At 73.7% G+C, this 25,269-nt stretch carries 24 protein-coding genes and 1 tRNA gene; 12 read left to right on the top strand and 13 right to left on the bottom strand.

What is annotated here, in order from left to right:
- The first annotated feature begins 188 nt into the window (after positions 1-188).
- Together ACZ5UI_RS24060 and ACZ5UI_RS24065 are read left to right on the top strand one after the other, a co-directional pair.
- A complete protein-coding gene (locus tag ACZ5UI_RS24060; protein WP_464191888.1) occupies positions 189-908 on the top strand; it encodes a hypothetical protein in 720 nt (239 codons plus the stop codon).
- 68 nt (positions 909-976) lie between these two features.
- Positions 977-1,981, top strand: coding sequence for an asparaginase (locus tag ACZ5UI_RS24065; RefSeq protein ID WP_464191890.1), 1,005 nt, complete (start codon positions 977-979; stop codon positions 1,979-1,981).
- 3 nt (positions 1,982-1,984) lie between these two features.
- On the opposite strand, the gene ACZ5UI_RS24070 is transcribed toward ACZ5UI_RS24065, so the two are convergent.
- From ACZ5UI_RS24070 to ACZ5UI_RS24080, 3 genes are read right to left on the bottom strand one after another with little or no spacing between them, the layout of a single operon-like run.
- Positions 1,985-4,387, bottom strand: coding sequence for a choice-of-anchor Q domain-containing protein (locus ACZ5UI_RS24070; protein ID WP_464191894.1), 2,403 nt, complete (start codon positions 4,385-4,387; stop codon positions 1,985-1,987).
- A 32-nt stretch (positions 4,388-4,419) separates the two neighbouring features.
- Positions 4,420-6,804 carry a choice-of-anchor Q domain-containing protein gene (locus tag ACZ5UI_RS24075; RefSeq protein ID WP_464191896.1) on the bottom strand — a complete coding sequence of 795 codons (2,385 nt, stop codon included), beginning with the start codon at positions 6,802-6,804 and terminating at the stop codon, positions 4,420-4,422.
- Between the two features lie 33 nt (positions 6,805-6,837).
- On the bottom strand, positions 6,838-10,170 hold the full coding sequence (locus tag ACZ5UI_RS24080; protein WP_464191898.1) for a tandem-95 repeat protein: 3,333 nt from the start codon (positions 10,168-10,170) through the stop codon (positions 6,838-6,840).
- Between the two features lie 60 nt (positions 10,171-10,230).
- Here ACZ5UI_RS24080 and mgrA point away from each other — a divergent pair, with 60 nt between their 5' ends.
- A complete protein-coding gene (gene mgrA / locus ACZ5UI_RS24085) occupies positions 10,231-11,295 on the top strand; it encodes an L-glyceraldehyde 3-phosphate reductase (protein ID WP_464191900.1) in 1,065 nt (354 codons plus the stop codon).
- Between the two features lies 1 nt (position 11,296).
- Positions 11,297-12,136 (top strand): EamA family transporter, encoded by an 840-nt coding sequence (locus ACZ5UI_RS24090; protein ID WP_464191902.1) that lies wholly within the window; start codon positions 11,297-11,299, stop codon positions 12,134-12,136.
- A gap of 10 nt (positions 12,137-12,146) precedes the next feature.
- On the opposite strand, the gene ACZ5UI_RS24095 is transcribed toward ACZ5UI_RS24090, so the two are convergent.
- Positions 12,147-12,752, bottom strand: a complete 606-nt coding sequence (locus tag ACZ5UI_RS24095; RefSeq protein ID WP_464191905.1) for a superoxide dismutase — start codon at positions 12,750-12,752, stop codon at positions 12,147-12,149.
- Positions 12,753-12,857: 105 nt separating this feature from the next.
- Between ACZ5UI_RS24095 and ACZ5UI_RS24100 the strand changes: the two genes are divergently transcribed.
- On the top strand, positions 12,858-13,466 hold the full coding sequence (locus ACZ5UI_RS24100) for a helix-turn-helix transcriptional regulator (protein ID WP_464191907.1): 609 nt from the start codon (positions 12,858-12,860) through the stop codon (positions 13,464-13,466).
- Here ACZ5UI_RS24100 and ACZ5UI_RS24105 read toward each other — a convergent pair.
- On the bottom strand, positions 13,450-14,181 hold the full coding sequence (locus ACZ5UI_RS24105) for a hypothetical protein (RefSeq protein WP_464191909.1): 732 nt from the start codon (positions 14,179-14,181) through the stop codon (positions 13,450-13,452). The genes ACZ5UI_RS24100 and ACZ5UI_RS24105 overlap by 17 nt on opposite strands.
- 91 nt (positions 14,182-14,272) lie before the next feature.
- Here ACZ5UI_RS24105 and ACZ5UI_RS24110 point away from each other — a divergent pair, with 91 nt between their 5' ends.
- From ACZ5UI_RS24110 to ACZ5UI_RS24120, 3 genes are read left to right on the top strand one after another with little or no spacing between them, the layout of a single operon-like run.
- Positions 14,273-14,635: an STAS domain-containing protein gene (locus tag ACZ5UI_RS24110; RefSeq protein WP_464191911.1), complete on the top strand. Its 363-nt coding sequence runs from the start codon at positions 14,273-14,275 to the stop codon at positions 14,633-14,635.
- On the top strand, positions 14,632-15,537 hold the full coding sequence (locus tag ACZ5UI_RS24115; protein WP_464191913.1) for a homocysteine S-methyltransferase family protein: 906 nt from the start codon (positions 14,632-14,634) through the stop codon (positions 15,535-15,537). The genes ACZ5UI_RS24110 and ACZ5UI_RS24115 overlap by 4 nt, the downstream gene beginning before the upstream one ends.
- A gap of 51 nt (positions 15,538-15,588) precedes the next feature.
- Entirely contained in the window at positions 15,589-16,017 is a 429-nt protein-coding gene (locus tag ACZ5UI_RS24120; RefSeq protein WP_464191915.1) for a hypothetical protein, read from the top strand.
- Between the two features lie 165 nt (positions 16,018-16,182).
- Here ACZ5UI_RS24120 and ACZ5UI_RS24125 read toward each other — a convergent pair whose 3' ends face one another.
- From ACZ5UI_RS24125 to ACZ5UI_RS24135, 3 genes are read right to left on the bottom strand one after another with little or no spacing between them, the layout of a single operon-like run.
- Entirely contained in the window at positions 16,183-16,740 is a 558-nt protein-coding gene (locus ACZ5UI_RS24125; RefSeq protein ID WP_464191917.1) for a hypothetical protein, read from the bottom strand.
- Between the two features lie 27 nt (positions 16,741-16,767).
- Positions 16,768-17,784: a DUF2334 domain-containing protein gene (locus ACZ5UI_RS24130; protein WP_464191919.1), complete on the bottom strand. Its 1,017-nt coding sequence runs from the start codon at positions 17,782-17,784 to the stop codon at positions 16,768-16,770.
- A 37-nt stretch (positions 17,785-17,821) separates the two neighbouring features.
- Positions 17,822-17,992 (bottom strand): hypothetical protein, encoded by a 171-nt coding sequence (locus ACZ5UI_RS24135; protein ID WP_464191921.1) that lies wholly within the window; start codon positions 17,990-17,992, stop codon positions 17,822-17,824.
- On the opposite strand from ACZ5UI_RS24135, the gene ACZ5UI_RS24140 reads away from it, so the two are divergent.
- Positions 17,967-18,410, top strand: coding sequence for a universal stress protein (locus ACZ5UI_RS24140; RefSeq protein WP_464191923.1), 444 nt, complete (start codon positions 17,967-17,969; stop codon positions 18,408-18,410). The genes ACZ5UI_RS24135 and ACZ5UI_RS24140 overlap by 26 nt on opposite strands.
- Here ACZ5UI_RS24140 and ACZ5UI_RS24145 read toward each other — a convergent pair.
- Positions 18,394-19,548 (bottom strand): S8 family serine peptidase, encoded by a 1,155-nt coding sequence (locus tag ACZ5UI_RS24145; RefSeq protein ID WP_464191925.1) that lies wholly within the window; start codon positions 19,546-19,548, stop codon positions 18,394-18,396. The two genes, ACZ5UI_RS24140 and ACZ5UI_RS24145, sit on opposite strands and share 17 nt — an antisense overlap.
- Before the next feature lie 25 nt (positions 19,549-19,573).
- Here ACZ5UI_RS24145 and tadA point away from each other — a divergent pair, with 25 nt between their 5' ends.
- The gene (gene tadA, locus ACZ5UI_RS24150; protein ID WP_464191928.1) at positions 19,574-20,071 is read left to right on the top strand and encodes a tRNA adenosine(34) deaminase TadA; all 498 of its coding nucleotides are present in this window, start codon (positions 19,574-19,576) and stop codon (positions 20,069-20,071) included.
- Here tadA and ACZ5UI_RS24155 read toward each other — a convergent pair.
- Positions 20,064-21,473, bottom strand: a complete 1,410-nt coding sequence (locus ACZ5UI_RS24155; RefSeq protein ID WP_464191930.1) for an alpha/beta hydrolase — start codon at positions 21,471-21,473, stop codon at positions 20,064-20,066. The two genes, tadA and ACZ5UI_RS24155, sit on opposite strands and share 8 nt — an antisense overlap.
- Before the next feature lie 91 nt (positions 21,474-21,564).
- Here ACZ5UI_RS24155 and ACZ5UI_RS24160 point away from each other — a divergent pair.
- Positions 21,565-21,654 (top strand) — tRNA-Ser (locus tag ACZ5UI_RS24160).
- 137 nt (positions 21,655-21,791) lie between these two features.
- Here ACZ5UI_RS24160 and ACZ5UI_RS24165 read toward each other — a convergent pair.
- Both ACZ5UI_RS24165 and ACZ5UI_RS24170 read right to left on the bottom strand, forming a co-directional pair.
- On the bottom strand, positions 21,792-21,986 hold the full coding sequence (locus ACZ5UI_RS24165) for a hypothetical protein (protein ID WP_464191933.1): 195 nt from the start codon (positions 21,984-21,986) through the stop codon (positions 21,792-21,794).
- Between the two features lie 137 nt (positions 21,987-22,123).
- The gene (locus tag ACZ5UI_RS24170; RefSeq protein ID WP_464191935.1) at positions 22,124-23,482 is read right to left on the bottom strand and encodes an HD-GYP domain-containing protein; all 1,359 of its coding nucleotides are present in this window, start codon (positions 23,480-23,482) and stop codon (positions 22,124-22,126) included.
- A 146-nt stretch (positions 23,483-23,628) separates the two neighbouring features.
- Here ACZ5UI_RS24170 and ACZ5UI_RS24175 point away from each other — a divergent pair, with 146 nt between their 5' ends.
- Positions 23,629-24,231: a hypothetical protein gene (locus ACZ5UI_RS24175; RefSeq protein ID WP_464191937.1), complete on the top strand. Its 603-nt coding sequence runs from the start codon at positions 23,629-23,631 to the stop codon at positions 24,229-24,231.
- Positions 24,232-24,256: 25 nt separating this feature from the next.
- Here ACZ5UI_RS24175 and ACZ5UI_RS24180 read toward each other — a convergent pair whose 3' ends face one another.
- On the bottom strand, positions 24,257-25,183 hold the full coding sequence (locus ACZ5UI_RS24180) for an acyl-CoA desaturase (protein WP_464191939.1): 927 nt from the start codon (positions 25,181-25,183) through the stop codon (positions 24,257-24,259).
- Positions 25,184-25,269 lie beyond the last annotated feature (86 nt).

Genomic DNA, 25,269 nt, shown 5'->3' on the forward strand with positions numbered 1-25,269 from the left:
CCACGCCGCCTCGTTGTCGTCGTCGAGCCCTCACCCGGCCCCATCGCGGGGTCGGTCGAGGGTCCCGATGGCGTGCCCCGGGGATTCGAGGGCTGGTTGGAGTTGTGCGCGCTGCTCGAAGCGGCGCGCACGACGGCAGGGGAACCAACTCACCGGGAGGCAGTGTGATGTTGCTGCGTTCGGCCCTTGTGGCCGTAGTGCTGGCGTTGGGAGCGCCGGCCATCGCGTCGGCCGCCGACGCCGAGGGAGTGTGGTCGTTCAACGGCGGCCAGATCGCCGTCAAGGCCCAACCCGACGGGACCTTCGCGGGGTGGGTCATCCGCGAGACCCGCTTCGAGAACTGCCCGCACCAGATCGGCGAAGAGGTGTGGGCCACGATGACCGCCCAGGCCGACGGCTCCTACTGGGGCAGGCACCAGTGGTTCAACTCGGCCACCTGCGGGCCGATCGAGCGCGGGAACACGGCCTACCGGGTGCTGATCGGGATGAACCAGGCGCAGTTCATGCGCGTCTGCTTCAGCCCGCCCGAGAACCCGGAGTCCCAGCCGAAGATCGCCCCCGACGGGACGTCGACGGACGTCGTGCGCTCCTGCGTGGACTCCGACCTGATCTCGACGCTGCCCACCGCCAAGCCGACGATCTCGACGGTGGCCACGCTGCCGACGGCCAAGCGCAGCTGCCGCACCTCCAGCCTGCGCCTGCGTCTGCGTCAGCCGCCCGGCGACGCGCTGAAGTCCGTGCGGATCACGATGAACGGCCGCCGCGCGAAGGCGCTCGACGCCACCAACGCGATCGGCACGCAGACGCTCACCCACGTGCCGCGCCGGCGCGTGAAGGTGCGCGTCTCGGCCCAGACCGTGCTCGGCCAGACCATCACCGGCCAACGCACGTACCGCGCCTGCCGGTAGCGGCGCGGAGCAGAGCGCCAGGGACCGGTGCCGGGCGGGCGGCACCGGTCTCTAGGCTTCGTGTTCACATGGGCAGCCGCACGGACATCTTCCCCCGCCGCGTTCGCATTCTCGGCGCGGGCGGCACGATCGCCATGGCGGGCGACCCCGGGCCGGGGGCGTCGGCCACGCCGGCGCTGTCGGCCGCCGAGCTCGTGGCCGCGATTCCGGGTCTGGAGGCGCGCGAGGGCCTGGAGGCCCGGACGATCGTCAACCTGCCCAGCGCGCATCTGCAGCTGGCCGACATCCTGCTGATCTGCCGTGAGGCGCGCGACGCCGCGCGCCGGGGGATCGGGGTCGTGGTCACGCACGGCACCGACTCGCTGGAGGAGACGGCGATGCTGTGCGACGTCATCCACGACGCCGAGGCGCCGATCGTCTTCACCGGCGCGATCCGGCCGGCCACGGCGGCCGGCGCCGACGGCCCCGCCAACCTGATGGACGCCGTCTCGGTGGCCGAGAGCCCCGAGTCCGCGGGCATGGGCGTGCTCGTCGTCTTCGGCGGCGAGATCCATCACGCGCGCTGCGCGCGCAAGACCGACACGACGTCGCTGACCGCCTTCTCCTCGCCCCAGACCGGCCCGGTCGGCCGCGTCACCGAGGGCCACCCGACGCTGTGGTCGCGCCTGCCGCGCAACCCGCCGCTCGATCCGCCCGATCTCGACCGGCGCGTGCTCGTGGTGCCCACGGGCGCCGGCGACGACGGCACGATGGCCCGCGCGGCGCTGGACACCGAGCCCGACGGCGTCGTGATCGGCACGCTCGGGGCCGGGCATCTGCCGCCCGCGGTGATGGAGCTGTGGGCCGAGGCGGCCGAGCGCATCCCGATCGTCGCCTACTGCCGTCCCGAGCGCGGCGTGGTGCTGACCGGGACCTACGGCTACGCGGGCTCCGAGCGCGACCTGCGCGGGACGAACATGATCCCCGTCGGCTTCCTCTCTCCGCAGGCCGCGCGCATGAAGCTGCTGGCCTGCGTGGCCTCCGGGCTCTCGATCGACGAGACCCGCTGGGCCTTCCGCCAGGACGACGGCTGACGCTCAGCAGACGGTGAGCGTGCGCGTCGAGCGCACGAGCTTCCCATCGGCGCGCCGTGCGCTGATGGCCACCGTGACGCGCTTGCCGGGCCTGCCGCGCAGCTCGAAGGTCGCCGTCCAGCGCCGTCCCGTGTGGCTGACCGCGGCCGGGACGCCGTCGACCGTGACGCGGGCGCGCACCAGGCGGGCGCCGGTGCGGTTGAGCCGCAGCGTGACCGAGCGGGCGCGACAGCCGGTGGCGGAATCGCCGCCGCCGCCCGGGCTGGTGGACGACTCCGTCGCGGCGGCGGCCAGGTCACCGACGACGACGTTCACCGTGGCCGGCCCCGACGGTCCGGCCGGTCCGACGGCGCGGTAGCGGAACGCGTCGACGCCGGTGAAGCCGGCCTCGGGCGTGTAGGCGATCGTGCCGTCGGCGCCGATCGGCCCGATCGTCCCGTGGGCCGGCGGCCCGACGATCTCCCAGCTCCAGACCGGCGCGCTGCAGCGCAGCGCGACCGAGGTCGGGGTGCCCGTCGGCGTCCTCGCCGAGACGTCGGTGCAGGCCGGGACCGCGGTGGTCGTCGCCGGGGCCGGGACGGTGCCGACCCCGGTCAGCAGGACGAGCGGCGCGCCGTCGACGACGAGATCCGCGGCCCGCGCGCCGGCCTCGGTCGGAGCGAAGGCCAGCGCGACGTCGCAGGTGTCGCCGGGCTCGACGACGGCGTCGCACCCGTTCATGGTGAAGGGCGCTGGAGCGGGGTCGAGGGCCAGCGTCGGCGGACCCGGGAGGTCGCCGCGGTTGGTCAGCGCGGCCAGCTGCGCCGGCGTCGTCGTGCCGACCAGCGCCGAGCCGAAGTCCAGGTCGGCCGGGTCGGCGGTGAACAGCGCCGGGCGCATCTCGACGGCGCCGGCGTCGCAGGCGGAGCCCTGCGGGCGGGCGACCCAGCGCTGATCGGCCGCCGGGCAGTCGGCGTCGTACAGGTCCAGGGCCGGGCTGGTCGGCAGCAGCAGCGCGGTGGGGGTGGGGCCGTCGTGGTCGCCCAGCGTGCCGACCCCGGGCGAGGCGGTCAGCACGTCGGCGCTGCCGCTGTCGGCGTAGGGGCAGCTCGGCGCGGCGGACCCGGCGTTCACCACGTTGCCGCCCGTCGAGGCGATCGTGCTGTAGGCGCAGTCGTCGCCCGTGGCCTGGGTGTTGCCGGACAGGATCGAGCCGTGCAGCGCGATGGTCGACGCGGTGAAGAAGTCACCGGAGATGGCGCCGCCGGCGGCGATGCCGCCGCCTTCCAGCACCTCGGACGTGTTGGCCGTGAGCGTGGACGCGCTGATCGTCGCGCCCAGGCTCGCGTAGATCGCTCCGCCGATCGCGCCGCTGGTGCCGTAGGCGGTGGCTCGGTTGTCCATCAGCGTCGCGTTCTCCAGGCGCAGCGAGCCGCCGGAATACGGGCTCACGCCGATCGCGCCGCCCTGGGCCAGCTCGCTGGCGCCGCGGGCGATCGCTTCGTTGTCGGCGAAGGTCGAGCCGGTGATCGTGAACGCGGCCGGCCCGCCGAGGAAGAGGGCCCCGCCGGCGCTCCCGGCCCCGTCGACGCTGTTGCCCTGCACGGTCGAGTCCGTGATGCTGGCCGTCACGCCGTAGCCGGTGGAGATGGCGCCCGCGGTGGCCGAGCTCGTCGGGCTCGTCGCCGAGTTGCCGGTGAAGAGCGAGCCGCTGATCTGCAGGTCGTCGGTGTTGACGCGCACCGCGCCGGCGTTGGCCGTCGCGCCGGCCGAGGCGGTCGCGGCGTTGTCCGACAGGGTGCTGTCGACGATGTGGACGATGCTGTTGTCGGCGAACACCGCGCCGCCGGCCACGCCGCCGCCGGTGGCGCCGCCCGAGACCCCGTTGCGGCTGATCGTCGAGTTCTCGATCACCAGCGACCCCGTCGTGAAGATCGCGCCGCCGTAGGCCGTGTTGGTGCCCACCGCGCTGTTGTTGACCAGCGCCACGCCATCGAGCATCAGCGCACCCGCGCCCAGGATCCCACCGCCCAACGCGTCGACGGTGCCGCCGTCGTCGCCCACCTGACCGCGGCGGATGGTCAGGTCGCGCACGGTCGTCGTCGCGTTGGCGAACAGCGCGCGCGACGCCAACGCCGCATCGATCCCGGTGATGTCCGCGCCCGCACCTTCGATCGTGACCTCGTCGTCGGTCTCCAGCTGACCGTTGGCCAGGACGTACGTCCCGGCGGCGACGGCGATCGTGTCCGCGCCGCCCAGGGCGTTGGCCGAGGTGATCGCCTCACGCAGCGAGCAGCCGGTCGTGCCCGCACACGCCTGCCCGACGGGGGTGTCGGCGGTGTTGCTCACGTCGTACGTCGCGGCCGCGGCGCCCGCCGGCGCCGCCAGGGCGACAGCCGCGCAGATCGCCGCCAGCGATCGGAGCATGGACGCGACCCTATCCGACCTGACCCGAGGCGTCAGCAGACCGTCAGGACCCGCGTGCGGGTCAGCAGTCGACCGTCGGTCCGACGACCGCGGATGCGCACGGTCACCTGCTGGCCGGGGGCGCCCTTGAGCTCGAAGCTCGCCGTCCAGCGCGCGCCGCGATGGACCGGCTGGACGCCGGCGCCGTCGACGCTCACGCGGGCGCGGACGAAGCGCACGCCGTGCGGGTTGAGCCGGACCGTCACGCGGTACGGCTTGCAGGTCCGCCCGGCGGTGCTGGTCGACTGCGCGGACGTCGCGGGCCCGGGCCCGACGTGCACCACGACGGTCGCGGGGGCCGACTGACCACCGCCGCCCTCGGCGACGTAGCGGAAGCTGTCATCGCCGCTGAAGCCGGTGTCGGGCGTGTAGTCGACCTGGCCGCGGGGGCCGATCGGGCTGAGCGTCCCGTGCTCCGGCGCGCGCGTGATCGCCCAGTTCCACACGGTCGCGCTGCACTCCAGCTGGAGGCCGAACGCGGTCTGGAACGGCGTGGAGGCGTCGAGGTCGCGGCACTGGGGCACGCTGCCACCGCCGGCGGTCGGCGCGGGGGGCGGCGGCGGGGCGGCGACTCCGGTGCCGCCCAGCGTGACCGTGGTCGCCGCGCCGTTGAGGCCTGCGGCCTTGAACCCGGTGGAGGTCGGGGCGAAGCCGACCGAGGCGGTGCAGGTGTCGCCTGCCGCCACCGCGGCGGCGCACCCGCTGAGGGTGAAGTTGCCCGCGTCGGCGCTGCCGATGGCCAGCGGGGGCACGCCGGGGAAGTCGCCGGCGTTGGTGATCGTCACGCCCTGCGTCGGGCTCGACGACCCGACGGTGACCGACCCGAAGGCCAGGAAGCCCGGCGCGGCCGTGTACGTCGCCGCGCGCATCTCGACGGCGCCCGCGTCACACGCGCTGCCCTGTGGTCGGCCGATCCCGCGTTGGTCGAGCGCGGGGCAGCCCGTCGAGTAGCGATCCACGGCCGGGCTGGCCGCGGTCAGCAGCGCGGTCGGCGTCAGCCCGCCGTTGTCGGCCAGCGGCCCGACCCCGGGGTCGGTGGCCACGACGTCGTCGGTGGTCGTCGTCGATCCGCACATCGCGGCCGAGCCGAGCACGTTCCCGCCGCCCGAGACGAACGTGGGGGTGACCGGCCCGGGCAGCAGCGTGCAGTCGGCGTCCGTTCCCGCGGTGTTGGCCGACAGGATCGAGCCGGTCGGGGTCACGGTCGTGTTGCGCACGAGCGCGATGCCGCCGCCCGTACCGGCGCTGTTGCGCGTGAGCGTGACCCCCTGCAGCGACACGTCGCTCAGCGCGTACACGAAGCCCAGCAGGGCAGCGCCGCCGCTCGCGTCCGCGCCCGTGGCCTGGTTGTCGACAAGGGTGCTGTTGGCGATGGTGACGTCGCCCCCGACCTGCATCGCGCCGCCGCTGACCTGGACGGTCGCGCTGGTCACGCGGTTGGCGTCGAAGGTGGAGTCGCGGATGGTCACGGTCGGCGCGCCGGCGACCAGCCCGCCGCCGCTGGCGTACCCAGCGGCGGTCTGCGCGGTGTTGGCGCTGAAGCGCGACGAGGAGATGCCGTAGCTCGTCCCGCTGGTCATGAACGCGCCACCGCCGCCGGTGCCCACACCGCCGGCGCCGGTCGAGGTGACGTGGTTGTCGGCAAACGTGGCGAAGAGGTTGGTCGCGCCGGTGGCCTCGGAGAACAGCCCACCGCCGAGGGCGGCACCGTCCTCGGTCGAGGCGCTGTTGCCGCTGACGGTCAGTCCAAGCAGGTTCGAGGACCCGCCGGCACCGAGGTACAGCCCGCCGCCGTAGGCCCGGGAGCTGGCGGTCCCGTCGACCGAGTTGTCGCTGAACGTCGTGTCCGATGGGCTCAGCTGCGCGTCGATCCACAGACCGCCGCCGTAGGCGCCACCGCCGTTGGACGACACGTGGTTGTCGGTCACCACGACGGTGTCCAGCGCCAGCGCGGCGGACGCCTCGATGCCGCCGCCGTGGGCCTCGACGATGCCCGTGGTGTCGACGACGTTGCCGCCCGTGATGGTCACGTTGGAGATCGACGTGGGCGCCGTGATGCGCAGGACGCGGGAGGTCCCGTCGGCATCGATCGTCACCGTGCCGGCGCCGCCGCGCTGGAGGAACACGGAGTCGGAGATGACGAGCTCGACCCCGGTCGTCAGGTGGTAGTCGCCGGCGATGACCGAGACGGTGTCGGCGCCCCCGGCGGCGTTGGCCGCCGTGATCGCCTGGCGCAACGTGCAGCTGGCCAGCGTGCACGCACCATCACCGACGGCGGAGTCCGCCGTGGTGGTCGTCGTGAACGTGGCGGCGTTCGCGGCTGCCGTCCACGCCAGCAGCGCGGCCGCAGCCGCCATCCCCGCCCCGAATCGCCGCACAGGGCGACGATACACCGGGATCCCGTGCGCGAGCTACCCGCACACGCTGACGCTGCGCGACGCGCGCTGCAGCCGCCCATCGGCGCGGCGGGCGACGACGCGCAACGTCACGCTGTCGGCGCGCACCGCCCGCAGGTCCAGGCGGGCCACCCAGCGCTCACCGTCGCGCGTGGCCCGGACGCGGACTCCGTCGACCGTCACCCGGGCCCGCGTGAAGCGCACACCGCGGGGGTTGAGCCGGATGACGACCTGCCGGCCCGCGCAGCGCGCGGGCGGGCCGGCCGCGGGCTGCGCGCTGGCGGCCTCCGCGGGGACCGGCGCGACCCGCACGATCACCGACGCGGCCGGCGAGCCGCCGTCGGGGCCGTTCGCGCGGTAGGTGAAGCGATCGACGCCGCTGAAGCCGGCGGCCGGGGTGTAGGTCACGCGGCCGGCGCCGTCGACCGGGCCCAGGCTGCCGCCGTCCGGGCCGGCGAGGATCGACCAGCTCCAGGTCGTGGCGCCACAGGCCAGGGTGACGGTCACGGGCGTGCCGGCGGTCGTGTCGGCGAGCACGTCGGCGCAGCTCGCCGCGCTCGGCGGGGCGGCCGGCGGCGGGGGCGGGGCGCCGACCGTCACGGCGATCTCGGCCTCGTCGGAGGCGGTGCCGCCGGGCCCATCGGCGCGGAAGACGAACGTGTCGGGGCCGCTGAAGCCCGCATCGGGCGTGTAGGTCGCCACACCGGCCGCGTCGACGAGCACCGTGCCGTGCTCGGGCTCGTCCACGACGGTCCAGCCGGTGATCACGCCCGTGCAGTCCAGCGCGACATCCCCCTCGGTCTCGTACGCGACGGCGAGCGTCCCGTCCGCGCAGACGGGATCAGGCGGCGGGGACACCGTCACGGCCACCTCGGCCGCGACCGAGGTCCCGCCCGGACCGGAGGCCGTGAACGCGATCGCGTCGGGGCCCACGTAGCCCGCGTCGGGCGTGTACGTCAGCACCGCCCCGGCCAGTCCGGCGGCGCCGTCGCTCGGACCGGTCGTGATCGCGTAGCCGTCGATCTCGCCCGTGCACGGGAGGGTCACCGGGCCGGACGTCTCGTAGGGCACCGTCAGCGTGGTGTCCGCGCAGGCGGGCGGCGGCGGCGGGTTCACCGTGACCGTCACGGTGGCGGGGGACGACGTGCCCGTGGAGTTCGTGCCCGTGTACGTGAACGTGTCGGACCCGAAGTAGCCGGCCGCCGGCGTGTAGGTGAACGTGCCCGCATCGACCGTGGCCGTCCCGTGGGTCGGCGGGTCGGCGATCGCCACCGACGTGGGCGCTGGGGTGCAGTCGGGCACCACCGTCGTCGCGGTGTCGTATGCCGTCGAGGCGTCGACCGCGGAGCACGCCGGCGCGGGCACCAGCCCGGTGCCGGTCAGCTCCACCGGGTCCGCGAGCCCGGTGATCTCGGCCGCGCGGTCACCCGCCGCGGTCGGGCTGAACGTCACGGTGGCCGTGCACGTCGCAGCGGGCGCCAACGGGGCGTCGCAGCCGCTGAGCGCGAACGACGAGGCGTCCGCACCGGCGACCTGCAGGTCGGGCGTCGCGTCGACGTCACCCAGGTTCTCGACCGTGAGCGTCTGCCCGGCGCTCGTCTGGCCCACGACCGTGTCGGGGAAGTCGAGCGCGGCGGGGGTCGCGGCGAACCAGTTCAGCGCCCGCTCGGTGGCGCCGCTGTCGCACTGGGCGCCTTGCGGTCGCGGGACGCCGCGTTGGTCGGTCGCCGGGCAGCCGGTCGCGTAGCGGTCCAGCGCCGGGCTGCGCTCGTCCGGCACCATCGTCGGCGTCGGGCCGCCGTGGTCGCCGAAGGGTCCGAACCAGACCGACCCGCTGCGCATGGTGTGGTCCGTCGGCTCCGGTGCCGCGGGCGCGCAGCTGCCGCGGGGATCTGCCGCCAGGACGTTGCCGCCCAAGCTGGCGACGGTCACCCCGTCGCAGTCGGCGAAGGAGTTGTTCTGGCGGTTGCCGGCGAGGATCGATCCGAGAGCCTGAACCTGGGCGCCGTCGGAGGCGATGGCGCCGCCCTCGCCCCCGTCGACGGTGCCGGAGGTCTCCGTGTCGTTGTCGGCGACCGTCGCCGCCTCGAGGACCACCTCGTCGGGGCTGGCGTTGGCGGCCACCCACAGCCCGGCGCCGAGGACGGTCGCGCTGGCGTCCGGGCCCTCGGCGATGTTCCAGACGATCGTGGCGTTCGTCGCGGTGAGCGTCGCCGGCCCGAGGGTCGCGATCCCGCCGCCGCGAGCGTCCCCGCCGGAGGCGGCGCTGTTGTGGTCGATCGTCGAGGCGGTGATGCTCGAACCTGGGCCGGTGACCGCGACGCCGCCTCCGCGGGCGGACGCGGCCGACGCGAGGTTGTCGTGCACGCGGGAGGCGGTCACGGTCAGCACTCGTCCGCCCTCCGTCGCGATGCCGCCGCCCAGGGCCTGGGAGCCGCCGATCGCGGCGTTCGCGGCGATCGTGACGTCGTCCAGCGTGACGTCACCGACGTCCCCGGCGATCGCGCCGCCGGCCGCGCGGCTGGAGGCGACGACCGTGTTGCTGGAGAACTCCGACGCCTCCGCCCGCAGCTCGGCGGCCGTCACGTGTACGGCGCCGCCGGAGGCGTCGTCCCCCGCCGTCGAGTTGGTGCGGAAGGCGCTTCGCTGAACGCGGGTCTCGCCCCGGGCGGCGAGCGCGCCGCCGTCGGCCGCGGTGCCGTCGGACACGAGGTTGTCGGAGAACGTCGAGTCGCTGATCAGCGCCAGCGTGCTCGGGCCGGTGGCCACGGCGCCGCCCCGGGCCGTGGTGCTGTCCAGGCCGCTGGCGGTGTTGCGCCGGAACGTCGAGCCCTCGACGGAGAGAATGTCGCCGTCCGCCGCCACGGCGCCGCCCCGGACGTCGCCGGTGCTGTCGCTGACATCGCTGGCCTCGACGATCACCCGCTCCAGGAACAGGTCGCCCACCGTCCGCACGGCCCCGCCGGCCAGCACCCCGGCGCCGTTGCGCAGGGTCAGGTCGCGCAGCGTGAGGTCGACGTCGACCCCCACCGAGAAGATCCGCGATCGGTCACCGGCGTCGATCACCGTCCCGTTCGCGTCCTCCGACACGATCCGCACGGCATCGGTCACGTCGAGCTGCCCGCCCGTCAGCGCGTACGTGCCGGGGTCGACGATGAGCGTGTCCGTTCCCGGGTTCGCGTTGGCCGAGGTCAGCGCCTCGCGCAGCGAGCAGCCCGTGAAGCCGGGGCACGACCGGCCGTCGGGCGTGTCGCTCTCGACCTCGACGACCCACGTGGCCGCCTGGGCTCCCGCGGGCAGCGAGAGCGCCAGGACCAGGCCGGCCAGGATGGCACGCGGCAGGAACACGGAGCAATTCTCTTGAGTGTCAACGCGCCACGTCAAGTGCTGTGTGCGACTCTGGTGGCCATGCCCTCAGAACCGCGTCCCGACGCCGCCCCCGCCGCGGTCTACGCCCCCGACCCAGAGCGGTACGACGGGCGCATGCCCTACCGCCGCTGTGGGCGCTCCGGCCTGCAGCTGCCGGCCGTCTCGCTCGGCCTGTGGCACAACTTCGGCGACGACCGCACGCTGGGCGACCAGCGCGCGATCCTGCGCCGGGCGTTCGACCTGGGCATCACGCACTTCGACCTGGCCAACAACTACGGGCCGCCCTACGGCGCGGCCGAGCGCAACTTCGCCCGCCACCTGGCCGACGACTTCCGCCCGTTCCGCGACGAGCTGATCATCTCGTCCAAGGCGGGCTACGACATGTGGCCCGGGCCCTACGGTGAGTGGGGCTCGCGCAAGTACCTGCTGGCCTCGCTGGACCAGTCGCTGCAGCGGATGGGCCTGGACTACGTCGACATCTTCTACAGCCACCGGTTCGACCCGGAGACGCCGCTGGAGGAGACCTGCGGTGCGCTGGACGCCGCCGTCCGCGCGGGCAAGGCGCTGTACGTGGGCATCTCGTCCTACTCGGGCGAGCGCACCACCGAGGCGGCGCGGATCCTGCGCGAGCTGGGCACGCCGCTGCTGATCCACCAGCCCTCCTACTCGCTGCTGAACCGCTGGGTCGAGGAGGACCTGCTCGACGTGCTCGAGGACGTCGGCGCGGGCGCGATCGTCTTCTCGCCGCTGGCCCAGGGGATGCTCACCGACAAGTACCTCGACGGCGTGCCCGACGACGCGCGCGTGAACACGTCGCCCTACCTGTCCACCGACATGCTCTCCGAGCAGAACCTCGCCCACGTGCGCGCGCTCAACGAGATCGCTCAGGGCCGGGGCCAGACGCTGGCCCAGATGGCCGTCGCCTGGACGCTGCGCGACGCGCGCGTGACCTCGTCGCTGGTCGGCGCCAGCAGCGTCAAGCAGCTGGAGGACACCGTCGCGGCCGTGCGCAACCTGGCCTTCTCCGACGCCGAGCTGAGCGACATCGACGGTCACGCCGTCGACGCCGGCATCAACCTGTGGGCCCAGTCGAGCGACGGTTGACGTGAGCGGCCTCCTCCTGGCCCTCGCCGCGTCGGCCGTGTGGGGGACCGGGGACTTCGTCGGGGGCCTGGTGTCCCGCGGGCGCAGCGCGGTCGCGGTGATGGCCGGCAGCCAGACGATCGGCCTGCTCGGGCTGAGCGTCGTGCTGCTGATCGCCTGGCGCGCCTTCCCGGACGCGGCGATCGTGCCCTGGGCGGTGCTGGCCGGGTCCGGCACCGGGCTCGGCGTGCTGTGCCTGTACCAGGCGCTGTCGATCGGACCGATGAGCATCGTCGCGCCGCTGACGGCGCTGGCCGGCGTCGTGCCCGTGGTGGTGGGCATCGCGGGCGGCGACCGGCCCAGCTGGTTGCAGGGCGTCGGCATGGTCGCCGCGGTGGCCGGCTGCTTCCTGGCCGCGCGCTCGTCGTCGGGCGGCGCGGCGATCCAGCGCGCGGGGATCCTGTTCGCGCTGCTGGCCGCGGGGCTGATCGGCGCCGGGTTCGTGGGGATCGACCGGGCCAGCGACCACGACGTCCTGTGGGCGCTGGAGCTGTCGCGCGCGACGGCGGTGGCGCTGGTCGTCGCGCTGGCGCTGGTGCTGCGCGGGCCCGGGCGGCTGCGCACCGAGGTGCGGCCGCTGGCGCCGCTGGTGGCGATCGGCGTCCTGGACGTCAGCGCCAACGGCCTGTTCGCCTGGGCCTCGACGCTCGGCCTGCTGAGCGTGGTCAGCGTGCTCGGCTCGGTCTACCCGGTGATGACCGTGCTGCTGGCCCGGATCGTGCTCAAGGAGCGCATGACCCCGACCCAAGGGGTCGGGGTCGCCGCCGCGTTCGGCGGCATCGCGCTCCTCGTGGGCGGGTAGCCCAGCGGCGCTACTGCGCTGCGGCGAAGCGCTCCGCGACCTTGTCCCAGTTGACGACGTTCCACGTCGCCTTGAGGTAGTCGGGGCGCTTGTTCTGGTACTTCAGGTAGTACGCGTGCTCCCACACGTCGTTGCCGAACAGCACGGTCTTGCCGTCGGTCAGCGGGGAGTTCTGGTTGGGCGTCGAGACGATGGCGACCGTGCCGCCGTCGGCCACGAGCCAGGCCCAGCCGGAGCCGAACTGGCCCACGCCGGCCGCCTCGAACTGCTCCTTGAAGGCGTCGAAGGACCCGAAGGCCTCGTCGATCGCCGCGCCCAGGTCGCCGCTGGGGGCGCCGCCGCCGTCGGGCGACAGGGACTCCCAGAAGAGCGTGTGGTTGTAGTGGCCGCCGCCGTTGTTGCGCACGGGGCCCTGCTTGTCGGCCGGCAGGTCGCCGAGGTTGGCGACGACATCCTCGATGGGCTTGTCAGCCCACTCGGTGCCCTCCAGCGCGGCGTTGACCTTGTCGACGTACGCCTGGTGGTGCTTGTCGTGATGGACACGCATCGTCGCCTCGTCGATATGCGGCTCGAGCGCGTCGTAGGCGTAGGGCAGATCCGGAACGGAATAAGCCATCGGGGCTCCCTTCGGTGAGCGGTGGATCGATAAAGCAAGCTACCACTTGTTTATCCTGAGGGTGTGGACGTTGTGTTGTCCGAGCTACCCCAGGCGCGCCGGGCTGTGCTCGTCGCCCTGCGCAAGCGCGGCGAGGCGCGGGCCGAAGAGCTGGCCGACGCGCTCGGCGTGACCGCGAGCGCCGCCCGCCAGCAGCTCTCGCCGCTCGTCGGCGCCGGCCTGGTCGACTACCGCGACGAGCGCGACGGCCCCGGCCGCCCGCGCCGCTTCTATCGCCTCAGCCACGCCGCCGACGCGCTCTTCCCCAAGGCCTACGGCGAGCTGACCACCGAGCTGCTGGAGCACATCGGCGCCGAGGACCCGGCGCTGCTGCAACGCGCGTTCGAGCGCCGCCGCGACACGCGCATCGCCCAGGCCCGCGAGCGCCTGGCCGGTCGCGACTTCGCGGGCCGCGTGCGCGAGCTGGCGGCGATCCTCGACGAGGCCGGCTACCTTGCCGAGGCCCAGCCGCTGGCCGACGGCGGCTGGCGGATCACCGAGCACAACTGCGCGATCCTGGCCGTGGCCCGCCGCCACGGGCACGCCTGCACGACCGAGCTCGGCTTCCTGCGCGCGGTCCTGCCCGAGGCCGACGTTCGCCGAGTCGCCCACATCGTGAGCGGCTCGACGAAGTGCGTCTACGAGGTGCGGCCGCGGGCTACGGAAGCGGCGTGACCCACAGGCGCGGGTTGGTCAGCGACACGCTGCCGCCGCCGCACGCGCAGGACAGGTAGTACAGCTCCAGGTGCGCGGCGCCGGGCGTCGTGTTGATGTACACCGCGGCCGGCGAGCCGGCGCTGGAGCAGTTGGCGAAGCCCAGCGTGCCGGGCGTGCCCCAGATGCCCGCGACGCCGGGCGTGTCGAACAGCTCGTCGTTGGCGCCGCAATCGAGCACGCCGAGGTTCGTCACCCCGTCGCGCATGAGCGTCAGGGCGGCCTCGTCCGCGGTCTCCGTGGAGGCCGCGACGAGCAGGTTGCCCGAGGGCGGGACGATCACGTCGACGGCGACGCCGGTGGGCACGTAGGTCGTGGAGGCCGTGGTCAGCGGGCCGGGCAGCGTCGCGTAGGCGGTCGCGGCGCCGCTGCCCGCCGGGCCGGTCGCGCCGGTCGCGCCGGGCAGGCCGGCGTCGCCCTTGTCGCCCTTGTCGCCCTTCGCGCCGGTGCCTCCACTGGCGCCGGTGTCGCCCTTCTCGCCCTTGTCGCCCTTGGGGCCGCGCGCGCCCGTCTTCCCGCGCGCGCCCGTGACCGTGCAGACCTTCGTCCCGGTGCGCTTGCTCTTCTTGCACGTCGTCTTGGCCGCCTGCGCGACGGGCGCCGCCGCGCTCGCCGACGTGACGCCGACCGCCATCGCCAGCACCGTGACGAGTGCCGCGATCCCTGACCCCTTCATCTGCAACGTCCTCCGTTCGTCCGGCTCGCGCGGGTCGCCCCTTCCGCCCCGCCGCTGACGAAGGTACCGTTGCGCATCGAGGCACCGCGCAGTGGACGACAACTCCGAACCCGAGCTCGAAGTCACGGTCAGCCGTCAGGACGGCGCGACGATCGTCGCCGTGGCCGGCGAGCTGGATGCGGCCAGCACCACGGATCTCGAAGGCCCGCTGGGCGTCGTCACCGGCGGTGACGACGAGGCGGTCGTGCTCGATCTGTCGGCCTGCGAGTTCGTCGACTCCACCGGGTTGCACGCGATCATCGACGCGCGCAGCGCCGTCGAGGGGCACGGCGGGCGTTTCGCGCTGTGCTGCGTCGAGCACGGGCCGGTCGCGCGCGTGATCGAGGTGGCGCTGCCCGGCATGATCGACCTGCACCCGACGCGCGAGGCCGCCCTCCAGGCACTGGCCGAGTGAGCGCCGCCGCGCTCCTGGCCGGCGACGCGCTGATCCTCACCGACGGGGGGATCGAGACGCAGCTGATGTTCGACCGGGGGATCGCCCTGCCCGAGCCGCTGCAGTCGGCCGCGCTCGTGGGCAGCGACGCGCTGCGCGAGGTGTACGCCGGCTACATCGCCGCGGCGCGGGCCTTCGACCTGCCGGTGATCGTCGGCACGCCCAGCTTCCGCGCCGGCGCGCGCTATGCCGAGGCCGCGGGCGCGGACGTCGTCGCGGTCAACGCCGCCGCGGTGCGCCACCAGTTGGCGCTGCGCGAGGCCGCTGGGCCGGGCGCGCCGATCCTCGTCGCCGGCGTCCTGGGACCGTACGGCGACGCCTACACCCCGTCCGAGGCGCCCGACGCCGGGTTCGCCGAGACCTACCACGCCGTGCAGGCCCGCGCGCTGGCCGACGCCGGCGCCGACTTCCTGTTCGCGCCGACGTTCCCGGCGATCGACGAGGCCCTGGGCTGCGTGCGGGCGATGACGGCCACCGGGCTGCCCGCGGTGATCAGCTACGTCTTGGGCCCGGACGGGCGCGTCCTGGACGGGACGCCGCTGGACGTCGCGATCGCGCGCATCGACGCCGAGGCCGATCCCCCGCCGATCTTCCACGCGCTCAGCTGCGTGCATCCCGATGTGGCCGCCCGCGCGCTGGAGGGCGTCCCGGCTGGCCGCGTGCTCGAGTGCAAGGCCAACGGCTCAGCCCTGACGCCGGAGCAGCTCGTCGCGCTCGACCACATCGAGAGCGACGCGCCCGAGCGCTTCGCCGCCGCCATGTGGCGGCTGCACACCGAGCACGGCCTGCGGGTGCTCGGCGGGTGCTGCGGAACCGACGAGCGCCACATGCGCGCGCTCGGTGCCCTGATGAGCGATCGGTAGCCTTCGCTCTCGATGGGAGGACTGAGACGGGCTGTCGCAGGTGCCGCGACCGTGCTGATGGCCGTGGCGGCGCTCGCGGGCTGTGGGGGCGACGACAAGGACGCGCAGGCCGACCGGGCCTACATCGACCAGGTCAACGGCGCGGTGCAGCGCTTCGCGCGTGAGGCCAAGCAGCTGCCGTCCGGGTTCGAGGCGGACACGCTGCGCACGTACTCGGCCACCCTGGAGCGCACGGCCGACGCTCTGCTGGCCATCCAGCCGCCCTCGGCGGTGGCCACGCTGCACCGCCAGCTGGCCGGCGACGTGTCGACCTACGCCGAGGCGATCGACGCCGCGGCCCAGACCCCGCTGTCGGAGGACCCCGACGCGGTCGTGGCCGCCCAGCAGGCGCTGCTGGAGGCGACGACGACCGCCAACCGCGAGGTCAACCGCACGCTGAAGCAGATCGGGCGCACGCTCGACGCCGAGCAGAGCTCGTAGGGCTAGTGTCCTGAGTCGGTAATTCGTGTGCAGCTGGTGGATGGCGGGGCGGGCCTGCCCGTGACCGCCATCCACCGTCGTACTGGTGGTACGGCTGTGGATGGCGGGTGCGGGCAGGCACGATGCCGCCGCCGCCAGATGCGGGCGAATTTCTGACTCAGGGCACTACACGGGTTCGGTCCCGCCCCAGGGCAGGCGTGCCCCGGGCGAGGAGCCCACGCCGAAGACCTCGTCCAGCAGCTCCGCCGTCGAGCTGACCCCGAAGCGCTCGCGCAGGCGGGCGTCGACGTCGGCCCGCGTTGCGCCCGCGACCGCCAGCTCGATGGCCAGCAGGCGCGGGGCGTCGTCGGGGGAGGGCGTCGGCAGCGGCGGGGGCGTCGGCTCCTGGATGCGGCGCGGTGGTGGCGGCGCGGGCATCGCGGCGACCAACGTGGGCGGCGGCGTTGGCGGTGGCGGTGGCGCGACCGGCTGCCGCGCCTGGTGGTCGACCCGCTCGGTCAGGTCGTCGACGATGCGCGTCAGCTCCTCCAGCCGGGCCCGCACGGTCTCCACGGTGATGCGCACGTGCTCGGCCAGGGCGGCCAGCTGCGCCGCCGTGGCCGGTGCCGGCGGGAGCACGGGTGGGGTGACCGGCGGTGGGGTGGGGGCCGGGGTCCTCCCGCCCGCCAGCCGCTCGGCCGCGTCCAGGATCGCGCGGGCCCGCGGCGAGAGATCGTCGGTCACCCGGCCGATCCTAAGTGAGACAAGCTGTCATGTGGCACTTTCTCGCACGGAGGCCAGAAACCGCTCCCAGTCGACGAACCACGATCGCGCGCGGGACAGCAGCGCGGGCAGACCGGCGCCGGCGAACTCCGCGCTCCAGTCGATCGCCGCACCGACCCACACCGACGCGTCGAGATCGGCCAGCGCGCGGATCGCCTCCAGCACCGCGGGCGCGGGCCCGTCGAGCGGCTGGTAGACCGGCAGCCACACCGCGTCGCCCCGCCACAGCGGCCCGTCGTGGAAGCCGAACGAGTCGACGCTGTCGTGGCCCGCGGTGACCACCGCGTAGCGCTGGGCGATCGTGTCCCACTGGCGCCACCCGAAGCGGTCGAACGGCGGCACGAACACGTCCGGGCGGATCGCGGCGACCTCGGCCAGCTCCGTGGCGGCCAGGTCCAGGCGCGCGCCCAGGTCCTTCTGGCTCAGGCCGCTGAGCTCCGAGCGGCGCGCCGGCGAGCGCCGGCGGGTGCGGTGGTCCAGTCCGTGCGCGGCGAACGTGACGCCGTCGTGGCGCAGGGTGGCCAGCACGTCGGCCTCCGCATCGCTCAGCGGGCGCCAGGCGTCGGCGCGCGCGTCCAGGGGCCGGCGCGACACGCGCGGCGTCACCGCCAGCAGGTACGGCACGCCTGCCTCGGCCAGCTGCGCGTGGGCCCGGCGGAACGGCTCGATGCCGAAGCGCGCCGGCTCCTCGTCGGCCAGCGGATGGGGGAAGGCGCCGGTCCGCAGGAGCACGCGCGGCGGCCCGTCGGCCGCATCGCCCAGCACGGCCCGGCGCGCCGCCATCATGCGCGCGACGGTGTGCGCCTCGTAGCGCAGCGCCCCGCTGGCCAGCAGGCGGCGCTGGTAGCGGCGGCTCAGCGGCGAGGGGACCCGCTGGGAGTGGCCGACCGCGCGCACGTCGGCGCGGGCCAGCTGCGAGGGCCGGACGGCGCCGTCGGCCAGCTCGGTGGCGAACAGCAGCCGCCGGTTGCGTTCGCTGTCGCGCTGCGCTCGTTCGTCGGCCACAGCCCTATTGTGTCGGCCTCGTGTCTCCCTTCTGGATCTACACCCAGATCGCGATCGTCTTCTTCGTCCTGATCGGGATCATCATCGGCATCGTCAGGCTCGTCTGACGATCACGGCGCGGCTTGGAGCCGCGCCGTTCTATGATCGCCGCGTCCTGGAGGGCGGTAATCGAGAGGAGACCGATGTTCCGGTCGATCGTGGTGGGCACCGACGGTTCACAGACCGCCTCCGAGGCGGTGCGCCAGGCCGTGGAGCTGGCCAAGGACGTCGGCGCCAAGATCAAGCTGGTCAGTGCCTACGAGCCGGTTCCCTCCTCCCGTCTGCGCGAGGAGAAGCGCGAGGCACCCGAGGACCTGCAGTGGATGGTCAACCCCCGCGAAGAGGTCGACGGCACCCTGTCGGACGCCGCCGACGCCGTCCGTGAGGCGGGCGTCGACGTCGAGGTGTTCGCCCGTCAGGGCGATCCGGCCGACGCGATCCTCGACGTGGCCGAGGAGACCGACGCCGACCTGATCGTCGTCGGCAACAAGGGCATGACCGGGGCCAAGCGCTTCCTGCTCGGCTCGGTGCCCAACAAGGTCAGCCACCACGCTCCGTGCTCGGTGCTGATCATCCGGACGACGTGAGCGGCAGCGTCGCGGCGTTGGCGCTGATCAGCCCGGCGCCGTAGCGACGGTCGTAGCCGGGCGCGCCGAGGTCGGTCGCCGTCGCCTTGAGGTGCGCGAGGACCGCATCGGGTGACGGATCGGGACCCAGCACGCCGCTGGCCAGCATCAGGGCGACGACGCCGGAGACGTGCGGGGCGGCCATCGACGTGCCCTCGTAACCGCTGGGGAGCCCGAACCGCCCGGGATTGTGGTTGACGAAGGTCATCTGGTAGATGTCGGGCCCGGCCGGCTGGCTGGGCGCGCAGCGCGGGTCGTCGATCAGGTCGGCGTCGTGTCCACCGCCGGGCGCCACGACATCCAGCCCGCGGCCCTCGTTGGAGAAGTCCGACAGGCAGCCGTGGTCGGTGGTCGCGCCCGTGGCGATCACCTGCGGTGCCCGCGCGGGGTAGGTGACGACCCTGCCCGCCTCGTTGCCCGACGCGCCCACGATCACGACGCCGCGTTCATGGGCGGCGACGATCGCGCGTAGTAGTGGGCGGATGTCGGAGGCCCGAACGTCGCCGGGGAACTCGAGCGACAGGTTGATGACGTCGGCGCCGTGGCGGGTGGCGAAGCGCACGCCGCGGGCGATCACCGCGGCGTCGCCCTCGCCGCGCGCATCGAGGACGCGCACCGGCATGATCGTCGCCTCGTAGGCGATCCCGGTCACCGCGATGCCGTTGTTGGTGCGCTCGGCGATCGTCGAGGCGACGTGCGTGCCGTGGCCGTTGTGGTCGTCGGGGTATGGATCGTCGTCGACGAAGTCGTAGCCGGGCACGAACTGCGAGCCGACCAGATCCGGCGACCGGCGGTACTTCCCGTGGTTGGCGTAGGCCACGCCCGTGTCGAGCACCGCGACGACGACACCCCGCGCGCCGGGGCGGCCGGCCGCGGCCAGCCGCGCCCAGGCCGGCTCGACGTCGATGCCGTAGTGGTCGGCGCGAAAGTTCCACTGCAGCGAGCGCCAGCCACCGGGCCGGCCGCGTGCACCGGGGTCGTTCGGTGTCGGGAGGACCGGCTCAGCTTGCTGGGCGATGCGCGCGAGCGGGCCGCGCGCGGCGGCCGGGCGGGGCGCCGCCAGGGCGCACAGGACCGCCGCGAGCGCGACAAGCGCCACCGTGATTCGGCGATGACCCGGCATGATGAACGAACGGATGATGGACGAGCCGCGCTTCCCGCGAGACGATCGCTTCTTCATGGACCTCGCCCTGCGCGAGGCACGTCGGGCGCTGGAACACGACGACGTGCCGATCGGCGCGGTCGTGGTCCACGATGGGGAGGTCATCGGCGCGGGGCACAACGAACGTGAGCTGCGCCAGGATCCGACCGCGCACGCCGAGGTCCTCGCCCTGCGCGAGGCGGCCGCGGCGCTCGGCTCGTGGCGGGTGCTGGAGTCGACGTTGTTCGTGACGCTCGAGCCGTGCGCGATGTGCGCGGGCGCGATCGTCCTGGCCCGTGTGCCCCGCGTCGTGTTCGGCTGCACCGATCCCAAGGCGGGCGCGGCCGGCTCGGTGCTCGACGTGCTGGCCCAGCCGCAGCTCAACCACCGGCCGCTGGTCGAGGGCGGCGTGTGCGCCGAGGCGTGCGCATCGCTGCTGCGGGCGTTCTTCGCCGACCGTCGGCGCCGGCCGATCACGTAGCCAGCTTCACCGGGGCGCGGTGGCCGGCACACGGGGTGCCGAGTCGGCGTCCCGCGAAGAAGCGGTGGACGATCTTCTGCGCGCACGGGGCCGAGGTGATCGTCGAGTGGCCGACCTGGGGCAGGACGGCCAGCTGTGCGGTGGGGGAGCGCCGGGCGGCCGCGCGTGCGCCTTCCAGCGGCGTCGACAGGTCCCAGGTGCCCGACAGCACCAGCGTGGGGACGGCGGGCAGCGGTCCGGGTGCGGGGGCCGGCGCGACGTTCGGCGTGGTCGGCCAGCGCAGGCAGGTCAGCATCGCGCCGTTGTTCATGGCCGTGTCGCGGTCGAACGGTCCCAGGTTCTGTGTCAGCGGCTGAGCGGGGGCGCGCAGTGCGGTGGCGCGTTGGCTCGGGGTGGCGCCGGGCCCGCCCCACGGGAATGTGATGTCGGAGCACAGCGTGGCCGTGTGCAGGCCCAGCGACAACTGCTGCGCGCCGCTGGCGTTCGTCGCCCGCACCTCGGCGGCCAGCTTCAGGAGCGGCTGCGGGTCGCCCTGCAGCGCCAGCTTCACGGCGACCGGGAACTGGGGGAACGCCGACGGGATGAAGCTCGACATCGAGGTGATCAGATCGAACAGTGCGGGGCCGTCGATGATCACGCCCTGGCCGTGCAGGCCGCGCCGGTTGGTCCGGCGCACCAGGCGGGCCAGGTCCTGCACCGGCGTGCGGGTGTACTGCGCGCAGGTCGAGCCCCGCACGCACAGCTGGTGCAGGATCAGCGCGCTGCGGCGCAGGTTGTCCACGAAGTAGGGATCCACGCCCTCCTGGGGCAGCACGGAGTCGAGCACCAGATGCGTGACGCGATCGGGATGGGCGCGCGCGTAGCGCTGCGCCACGTACGTGCCGTAGGAGACGCCGAGCAGGCCCCAGCGGTCGAGGTCCAGGGCGGCGCGCACGGCCTCCAGGTCGTCGACCGTGGCCGTCGTCGTGTAGAGGCCGCGCCGGTCGCCCAGGTGGGTGCCGCACGCGCCGACCGCGCCGTGGGGCGGAACGGTCAGATCCGACAGGTCCGCCCGCTGCAGCCGGCCGCAGCGCAGCGCGCTGAGGCCCGTGCCGCGCTGGTCGACCAGGACGATCCGCCGGTTGGTCACCTCGTGCATGAGCACGCCGATCGAGCCCGCGGTCGAGACCATGCCCTGACCGGGGCCGCCGCCGAGCACCAGCAGTGCCGGCCCGCTGCCGCGCTGCTCGGCCACGCGGATCGGCACCTTGCCGGGCACGACGCCGGTGCGATCCAGCGGCACCCACACGGTGCGGCAGCGGAATCCCTTCGTGCACGTGGACCCCGCGGCCTGGGCCGCGGCGACCGCGATGCTGAGCGCCACCGCCGCGAGGGCCGCGGCGAGCGAGAGACGCCGGATCATCGGTCGGCCACCCTACTGCCGGGGTGCGCCCGACGACCCCGTCTGCCGATAACCGGGAGGTCGTTTGTATCCTCGGCAGCCGCAGCAACATGGAGGGGTGCCGGAGTGGTTGAACGGGGCGGTCTCGAAAACCGTTGTGCGGGTAACCCCTGTACCGAGGGTTCGAATCCCTCCCCCTCCGCTTGAGCAGTGCGAAACAGCCCGCCCACGGCGGGCTTTTTCGTGCCTGGAAACGCCGAAAAGCCTGACGTGTTCGACGTTACCGTCGTATGGCGGCAACAAAGTCGAACACGTCGCTTCTTTGACGCCCTGTCGCGCCTACGACGTGACCGCCAGCCGGCGCGCTTCGTCGGGCGTCAGGTCGCGGCTGAAGTTGCCCGCGTTGGCGTACACGGTGAGCTCCTGCGCGTTGGGCTGCGCGGCCAGCGTGACCGCGATCTCGTCGAGCGAGGGCGCCTGGAAGAGCGTGATGTGCGGGCGGTCGCGGCGGGTGATGATGTAGATCGTGGCCATGCGAACACACGTTCGCATAGTTCGGCCCCGAACGCTAGTGTCCTGAGTCGGTAATTCGTGTGCAGCTGGTGGATGGCGGGTGCGGGCAGGCACGATGCCGCCGCCGCCAGATGCGGGCGAATTTCTGACTCAGGGCACTAGGACGTCAACGCGACATGCAGGCGTTCCGGCAGGTCCTGCGCGACGACGGCTTCGAGCGCGTGCACGACGGCCGGGTCGAACTGCGTGCCCGCGCAGGACTGCAGCTCGATCAGGGCCACGTGGACGCCCATTGCCCGCCGGTACGGACGGTCGGTGGTCATCGCGCTGAACGCGTCGGAGGCGGAGATGATCCGGGCGGCCAGCGGGATCTGCTCGCCCGCGAGGCCGTCGGGATAGCCGCCGCCGTCCCAACGCTCGTGGTGGGCGCGCACGATCCGGCCCACGTCGGCCAGCGCGCCACCGATGCGATCGAGCATCGCCTGCCCGTCGACCGGATGGCGGCGGATGACCTCCCACTCCTCGGCGGACAGGCTGGCGGGCTTGTTGAGGATCTCGGCCGGCGTGCGCAGCTTGCCGATGTCGTGCAGCAGCGCGCCGAACTCCAGATCGCGCTGGGCGCGCGCGTCGAGGCCGAGCTTCTGGCCCACGGCCAGCGCCAGCGCGACCACGCCCTGGCTGTGCTCGCCGCCGGTGTACGGGTCGTCGGCCTCGAGCATCTCGCCCATCAGCAACGCCGAGCCGCGGTAGGCGGCGCTCAGCGCCAGGCCCTCCTGGATGCGCCGCTCGCGCTCACGCGACAGCAGCGCGAGCAGGCCCATCAGCGGCAGCAGCGCGAGGATCGCGGCCGGGGAGTCGACGGCGGCCAGGCCGGCGACCAGCGCGACCGGGGTCAGCGCGGCGTCGACCAGGAAGACGATGCCGTGCAGGCGCAGCTGGAGCGTCGGCAGGACGCCGCTGGCCAGCCGCTCGCGCGCCGCCGAGACGACCAGGTCGGTGCCGAGCTGGGCGGGCAGGCACAGCGCGAAGATCCACCAGTCGCCGACCGCGGGGTCGCTGACGGGCAGGAGCGTGAGCACGAGCGCCGGGCCGATCGTGAACCAGGTGTCGCCGAAGGCCAGCAGCACCCGGTCGGGGTGCCGGCGGCCGCGCACGTAGTCGGGCAGCCGGGTCAACGTCAGGACCGCCAGCACGAGCACCGGCACGAGCGCCGGCGGCAGCAGCACGAGCATCGGCACGTAGGCCAGTTGGGCGGCCGACCCGTAGCCGGCGCCCACGGTGAACGGCACCTGCAGCGCGACCGCGTAGAGCACGGCCAGACCGGCCGCGAGCAGGACCAGGTGGTCGTGATGCGTCCCGGTCGGCGCGGCCAGCGCGAGCCCGGCGATCGCGCCCAGCAGGCCGGTGGCGAGGAGCGCCTCGCTGACCACCTCGCGGCGCGGCAGCGCGCGCTGGCGGCGCGGCACGGCGGCGCGCAGCAGCTCCTCGACCTGTGGGTCGCTCTCGAGCATGGACATGCTCACGCGCGGGTTATCGGCGCGATCTTCCACATAGATGAGTCTCGAACTCGGACATCTGTCCAGTCAGTCTTCATCCGAACGGTTGATCACCCGATGGGTCCCCAGTTGTCCGGCAGGGCGACCGTTTCCAGGAAGGGGACACGATGAAGCGACGGAGCGCCCGGATGGCGCTGATCACCACGCTGGGCCTGGTCGGCCTGGGTGGATGTGCCGCGACGGCGAGTGCCGCGCCGATCGAGCTCGGCCTGTGCGACGACGCGCAGCTGACGCAGCCGTTCGCCCCCTGGGGTGACCAGGCGAACTACAAGCTGGCGCCCGGCGGCGACTTCGAGAGCGGCACCGACGGCTGGGCGTTCACGCGCGGGGCGGGCCTGACCGCCGGCGCCAACGGCGGCCAGGGCGTGTCGATCCCGCAGGGCGCGACGGTCACGTCGCCGGCCACCTGCGTCAACGCCGCGTATCCGACGATCCGCTTCTTCGCCCGCTCGGCGGGCGGGCTGCTGGGTGGCCTGGCCGTGCTGAAGGTCGACCTGCTCTACCGCGACGGCCTGCTGGGGCTCGTCCCGGTCCCGGCCGGCGTCGTCACGCCGAGCAGCGCGTGGGCGCCCACGCTGCCCATGCTCACCCTGTCCGCCGTGGCCGCCGCGCTGACCGACGGGGAGGCGCCGGTCGCCGTGCGCTTCACGTCGCTGACCGGCACGTGGACGATCGACGACGTGTTCGTCGATCCCTACCGCCGGGGCTGAGCCGCAGCCGCGCCGCGCCGGCCGCTCAGGCGGTCGGCGTGGGCGCGAGCTTGCGCGCCTGGCGCTCGGGGCTGACCTCGACGACGTCCCACACGAGGCCCACGCGGCGCATCCCGCGGATGACCAGCGAGGACACGTCGAACTCGTACCAGCGCAGCCCGTGGTGGGCGCTGGTCGGGAAGGCGTGGTGGTTGTGATGCCAGGACTCGCCCAGCGAGAAGATCGACAGCCAGGCCAGGTTGCGTGACTCGTCGTCGGTGTCGAAGCGCCGGCGGCCGAAGAAGTGGCACAGCGAGTTGATGCTGTAGGTCACGTGGTGCAGCACGAGCATGCGCACCAGGCCGCCCCACAGCAGGCCGGTCAGCGCGGCGTCGACGGTGCCGCCGATGGCCCAGCCCAGGAAGAACGGGACGGCCAGCCCGGCCAGCACCCAGAGCAGGAAGGTGCGGTTGACGAAGCTGATCACCGGGTCCTTGAGCAGGTCGGGGGCGTAGCGCTCGTGGTTGCCGCGCTCGTCGTGCCGGAACAGCCAGCCGACGTGCGCGTGCAGCAGACCGCGCAGCGCGCCGCCGTGGCCGTGGGGGCTGTGCGGGTCGCCCTCATGGTCGGAGAAGACGTGGTGCTTGCGGTGGTCGGAGACCCAGGAGATGACCGGTCCCTCGATCGCGGCCGAGCCGCAGATGGCGAGGAACCCGCGCATCGGCTTGCTCGTGGTGAAGGCCCGGTGGGTCAGGTGGCGGTGGAAGCCGACGGTCACGCCCAACCCGGTGAAGGCGTAGACGATCGCGAAGACGATCACGTCGCTCCAGTTGAGGAGGTCCGCCCACACCTGCCAGCAGACGATGCCCAGGCCGATGAACGGCAGCACGGTGATCAGGCCCGTGGCGACGCGATCGACCGTCTCGTTGTTGGTCGGCTGGCGGTCGGCGTCGGTCGGCGCTTCGCGGCTCATGCGCCCACCCTGCCAGGGTCACCGAAGAATCTCCCTGTTGCCTGCTGGCGTCCTGGGTGGGGTTAGCCACACGTGGTAGGTTCCCA

The sequence above is a fragment of the Conexibacter sp. JCM 18997 genome, from assembly GCF_055391915.1.

What these genes read in the sequence shown, in the direction of transcription:
- ACZ5UI_RS24095 (WP_464191905.1), bottom strand. Translation starts at nt 12,752, where the DNA reads ATGGCTTATTCCGTTCCGGATCTGCCCTACGCCTACGACGCGCTCGAG.
- ACZ5UI_RS24065 (WP_464191890.1), top strand. Translation starts at nt 977, where the DNA reads ATGGGCAGCCGCACGGACATCTTCCCCCGCCGCGTTCGCATTCTCGGC.
- ACZ5UI_RS24165 (WP_464191933.1), bottom strand. Translation starts at nt 21,986, where the DNA reads ATGGCCACGATCTACATCATCACCCGCCGCGACCGCCCGCACATCACG.
- ACZ5UI_RS24175 (WP_464191937.1), top strand. Translation starts at nt 23,629, where the DNA reads ATGAAGCGACGGAGCGCCCGGATGGCGCTGATCACCACGCTGGGCCTG.
- ACZ5UI_RS24070 (WP_464191894.1), bottom strand. Translation starts at nt 4,387, where the DNA reads ATGCTCCGATCGCTGGCGGCGATCTGCGCGGCTGTCGCCCTGGCGGCG.
- ACZ5UI_RS24105 (WP_464191909.1), bottom strand. Translation starts at nt 14,181, where the DNA reads ATGAAGGGGTCAGGGATCGCGGCACTCGTCACGGTGCTGGCGATGGCG.
- mgrA (WP_464191900.1), top strand. Translation starts at nt 10,231, where the DNA reads ATGCCCTCAGAACCGCGTCCCGACGCCGCCCCCGCCGCGGTCTACGCC.
- tadA (WP_464191928.1), top strand. Translation starts at nt 19,574, where the DNA reads ATGAACGAACGGATGATGGACGAGCCGCGCTTCCCGCGAGACGATCGC.
- ACZ5UI_RS24180 (WP_464191939.1), bottom strand. Translation starts at nt 25,183, where the DNA reads ATGAGCCGCGAAGCGCCGACCGACGCCGACCGCCAGCCGACCAACAAC.
- ACZ5UI_RS24155 (WP_464191930.1), bottom strand. Translation starts at nt 21,473, where the DNA reads ATGATCCGGCGTCTCTCGCTCGCCGCGGCCCTCGCGGCGGTGGCGCTC.
- ACZ5UI_RS24140 (WP_464191923.1), top strand. Translation starts at nt 17,967, where the DNA reads ATGTTCCGGTCGATCGTGGTGGGCACCGACGGTTCACAGACCGCCTCC.
- ACZ5UI_RS24170 (WP_464191935.1), bottom strand. Translation starts at nt 23,482, where the DNA reads ATGTCCATGCTCGAGAGCGACCCACAGGTCGAGGAGCTGCTGCGCGCC.